Source organism: Photobacterium sp. GB-72 (assembly GCF_003026095.1).
In the GTDB taxonomy this organism is placed as follows: domain Bacteria; phylum Pseudomonadota; class Gammaproteobacteria; order Enterobacterales; family Vibrionaceae; genus Photobacterium.
The window spans coordinates 1-501 of the sequence record NZ_PYNV01000063.1 but is presented as its reverse complement, the minus strand read 5'-3'; the positions used below and the strand labels follow the sequence as shown (position 1 = coordinate 501).

Below are 501 nucleotides of genomic sequence, written 5' to 3'. Positions count from 1 at the left end.
TCGATATTGCTGATATTAAGCTTGATGTTACCGCGACAGATAAAGACGGTGATACGGCTAGTGGTGAACTCAACATCACGATAAAAGATGGTACAGATGCGGCAGGTGGTGAAAACATTGATATCACTATCACCGAAGGTGACCGTGATGTGGATGGCAGCGGCACAAGCACAGGTGGCGCAGATACCACTTATCCGGTAGAGAAAACCGGTGAGTTAACACTGGTTGCGGGTGAAGATCGCCTCGATCCAACCACCGTTGCCATTGATGCGACGCAGCAAGCGGATTTAATTAAAGAGCTCAACGCTGAGCTTACATCCGGCGGCAAACCATTAACCTTTACGATTGATGCCAATGGTAACTTGGTCGGTACTATCGCAGGTACTGATACGGTTGCCGTACGTGTTGAATTAACCCCAACGCAAGCGGGTCAAAACGTTAACGTCGAAGTTAAAATCATCCAAGAACAACCACTGGATCATCAGGCTTCAGGTAACAGTT

General features: G+C 47.7%; 1 protein-coding gene. It reads left to right on the top strand.

Annotated elements, in window-relative coordinates; translation table 11 throughout:
- On the top strand, positions 1-501 hold a 501-nt coding region (locus C9J40_RS21925; RefSeq protein ID WP_146144365.1), incomplete at both ends, for a hypothetical protein.